Annotated in this window: 3 protein-coding genes; 1 reads left to right on the forward strand and 2 read right to left on the reverse strand. The window is 66.7% G+C overall.

The window, feature by feature from the left end; translation table 11 throughout:
* Together B2742_RS01835 and folE are read right to left on the reverse strand one after the other, a co-directional pair.
* On the reverse strand, positions 1-387 hold a 387-nt coding region (locus B2742_RS01835), incomplete at its 3' end, for a biopolymer transporter ExbD (RefSeq protein ID WP_292062277.1).
* A 161-nt stretch (positions 388-548) separates the two neighbouring features.
* Complete coding sequence (gene folE, locus B2742_RS01840) at positions 549-1,166, reverse strand: GTP cyclohydrolase I FolE (protein WP_292062279.1); 618 nt, start codon at positions 1,164-1,166, stop codon at positions 549-551.
* A gap of 116 nt (positions 1,167-1,282) precedes the next feature.
* On the opposite strand from folE, the gene cysS reads away from it, so the two are divergent.
* Positions 1,283-2,692, forward strand: coding sequence for a cysteine--tRNA ligase (gene cysS, locus B2742_RS01845; protein ID WP_292062280.1), 1,410 nt, complete (start codon positions 1,283-1,285; stop codon positions 2,690-2,692).
* Positions 2,693-2,995: the final 303 nt, after the last annotated feature.

The following is a 2,995-nucleotide window of genomic DNA, read 5'->3' on the forward strand; positions in this document are numbered from 1 at the left end:
GGTGTTCATGACTTCCATGAACTGGTCATAGGTCACATCCGGCTGGGCGCGGACGAAGACGCGTTCCTCGCGGCAGTCGGTGGCGACGGCCAGGGCCGTGCAGACGTCGACGGCGAGGGTTTCGATCGTGCTCTGGCGGTCGGCCAGGAAGATCGAGCCGGTTTCCTGGATGGTGATGTACACCGGTTCCTTCGGCTTCTCGTTGTCCGCGGGCGGCGTCGCCGGCGGCAGGTCAAGGCGGATCGAAACCGTGGCCATCGGCGCGGCGACCATGAAGATGATCAGCAGGACGAGCATGATGTCGACGAACGGCGTGACGTTGATGTCCGCGTTCTGCTCGATGGTCTTGCCGCCCTGGCCGCCGGGGCCGGAAAGTTTGGAGCCCATGTGTCACTCTCTCCATTGGGCCCGGCGCGATGGCGGCGAGCGCAAGCTATGACGTTCGGTTCGTCTCTTGGCGTCCCCGACCCGGCTTGTAAAGCGGGTTCAGGCGGGTTGGGGTTCCATAGCCCCGTGATTGTCCAAAATACGCCTGCCGGGCGAGCCGATCAGCCCTTGGCGAGCTTCAGGAAGCGATCCTTCAGCGCGCCGTCGGACTTGAAGGCGCCAGTGAAGCGGGTGGTGATGGTCGAAACGTGGCGGTGATGCACGCCGCGGGTGGTCATGCACTGGTGCTCGGCGTCGATCAGGATGGCGACGCCGGCCGGTTCGAGATGCGATTCGATGGCGGCGGCGATCTGGTTGGTCAGCACTTCCTGGGTCTGGAGGCGCCGCGAGAAGATCTCGACCACCCGGGCCAGTTTGGAGATACCGACGACCTTCTCGTTGGGGATGTAGGCGACATAGGCCTTGCCGAGGAAGGGAGCCATGTGGTGCTCGCAGTGGCTCTCGACCTCGATGTCGCGCAGCAGGACCATGTCGTCATAGCCCTGAACGTCCTCGAAGGTGCGGCTCAGCTCTTTTTCGACGTCGGCGTCATAGCCGTCGAACCATTCGCCATAGGCGTCGACCACGCGGCGCGGCGTGTCGATCAGGCCGGGGCGGTCGGGATTGTCGCCGGCCCAGGCCAGCAGGGTGCGCACCGCCTCCAGCGCCTTTTCGCGCGATGGGCGCGGGGCGAGGTCGTTGTCGCCGACCAGAACGGGCTTGGCGGGGGTCAGGCTCATGAGGCGGTTCTCGAAACGCGCGGCTTTGTAAGTCGCGAGGGACTGTTTATCAGCTTGGCGGCGTATATGGGACCGTCGGTCCGTGCCGCAAGAAAACTCTCCCGCAAAGACTCCCCATGCCCCTGACGATCCACGACACCCTGCACCGCGAAAAGCGCGTGTTCACGCCGCGCGACCCCGAGCGGGTGACCCTCTATGTGTGCGGGCCGACGGTCTATGACTACGCCCATATCGGCAATGCGCGGCCGCCGGTGGTGTTCGATGTGCTGGTGCGGCTGCTGCGTCGCACCTATGGGGCGGACAAGGTCATCTACGCCCGCAACGTCACCGACGTGGACGACAAGATCAACCAGAAGGCCGCCCGGGAGGGCACGCCGATCGGGGACGTCACCGCCCGCTACGAGGCCGCCTATCTGGACGACATGAGCCGGCTGAACGTCTCGCCGCCCGACCTTGCGCCCCATGTGACCGACCATATGGACGCCATCGTGAAACAGATCGGCGCGATCATGGACCAGGGCTGCGCCTATGCCGCCGAGGGCCATGTGCTGTTCGACGTGTCGTCCTACGAGACCTACGGCCGGCTGTCGGGGCGCAATCTGGACGACATGATCGCCGGGGCCCGCGTCGAGGTGGCGCCGTACAAGAAGAACCCGCACGACTTCGTGCTGTGGAAGCCTTCGAAGGCCGACGAGCCGTCGTGGCCGTCGCCCTGGGGCGAGGGACGTCCGGGCTGGCATATCGAATGCTCGGCCATGATCGAGGAGACGCTGGGCCTGCCGATCGACATCCACGGCGGCGGCATCGACCTGGTGTTTCCGCACCACGAGAACGAGATCGCCCAGGGCGTCTGCGCCCACGGCCATGCGCATGAGCCGGACGCGCACGCCCAATACAGCCGCTACTGGATGCACAACGGCTTCCTGACCGTCGATGCGGAGAAGATGTCCAAATCGATCGGCAACGTCCTGCTGCTGCACGATCTGGTTCAGAATATGCCGGGCGAGGTGGTGCGCTGGGCCCTGTTGAGCGCCCACTATCGCCAGCCGCTGGACTGGAACCAGGCGCTGCTGGACCAGAGCCGCAAGGCGCTGGACCGGCTGTACGGGGCGCTGCACCGGGCCGCCGCCGTCGAGGCCAATGGCGACGAGCCGCCCGAGGAGTTCCTCAAGGCAATCGAGGACGACATCAACACCCCGGGCGCCATGGCGACCCTGTTCGCCCTGTCGAGCGAGATCGAACGGGCCATGACGGCCGGGGATCACGGGGTCGTCGCCCGCGCCAAGGGCGAGCTGATCGCGGCCGGCGCCATTCTGGGCGTGCTGCAGGCGAATCCCGCGGAATGGCTGGAAGGGGAAGTGTCCGACGATCTGCGGGTCGAGGTCGAGGGCCTGCTGGAACAGCGCGCCGCCGCCCGCGCGGCCAAGGACTGGCCCGAGGCGGATCGCATCCGCGACCGGCTGAACGCGCTGAACGTCGTGGTCATGGACGGGCCGCAGGGGGCGACCTGGCGGGTGAAGGGGTAGGGGCTGTCCCGTTCCGGGCATGCGGATACGTCCTCTCGTCCCCGGATCGGCCTCGCCCTTGCGGGCTCATTGTCCGGGGATGACGAAGTCATAAGGCCTCGCCCCGCCGCGAAGGCGCGGCAGGTCGAGTGGGAGGCGTGGCGGAACGCCCGGGCTTCCGCCCGGAAAAGAGAGTTGAATACCGTTTCGGCGAAAGACAGACGCTCCGCGCGGCGGGTTTTCGACGCGCCGGGGCCGTCGCCTGTTGTTGGCAGGTGACCCGGTCCGCGCGCCGCGGGCAGGGACGGCGACGACCGTCTCCTG

It is taken from the genome of Brevundimonas sp. UBA7664 (genome assembly GCF_002483305.1).
Classification (GTDB): Bacteria; Pseudomonadota; Alphaproteobacteria; order Caulobacterales; family Caulobacteraceae; genus Brevundimonas.

Bases quoted from the DNA above. Each gene is read 5' to 3' on its own strand.
- folE (WP_292062279.1), bottom strand. From the start codon at position 1,166: ATGAGCCTGACCCCCGCCAAGCCCGTTCTGGTCGGCGACAACGACCTC.
- cysS (WP_292062280.1), top strand. From the start codon at position 1,283: ATGCCCCTGACGATCCACGACACCCTGCACCGCGAAAAGCGCGTGTTC.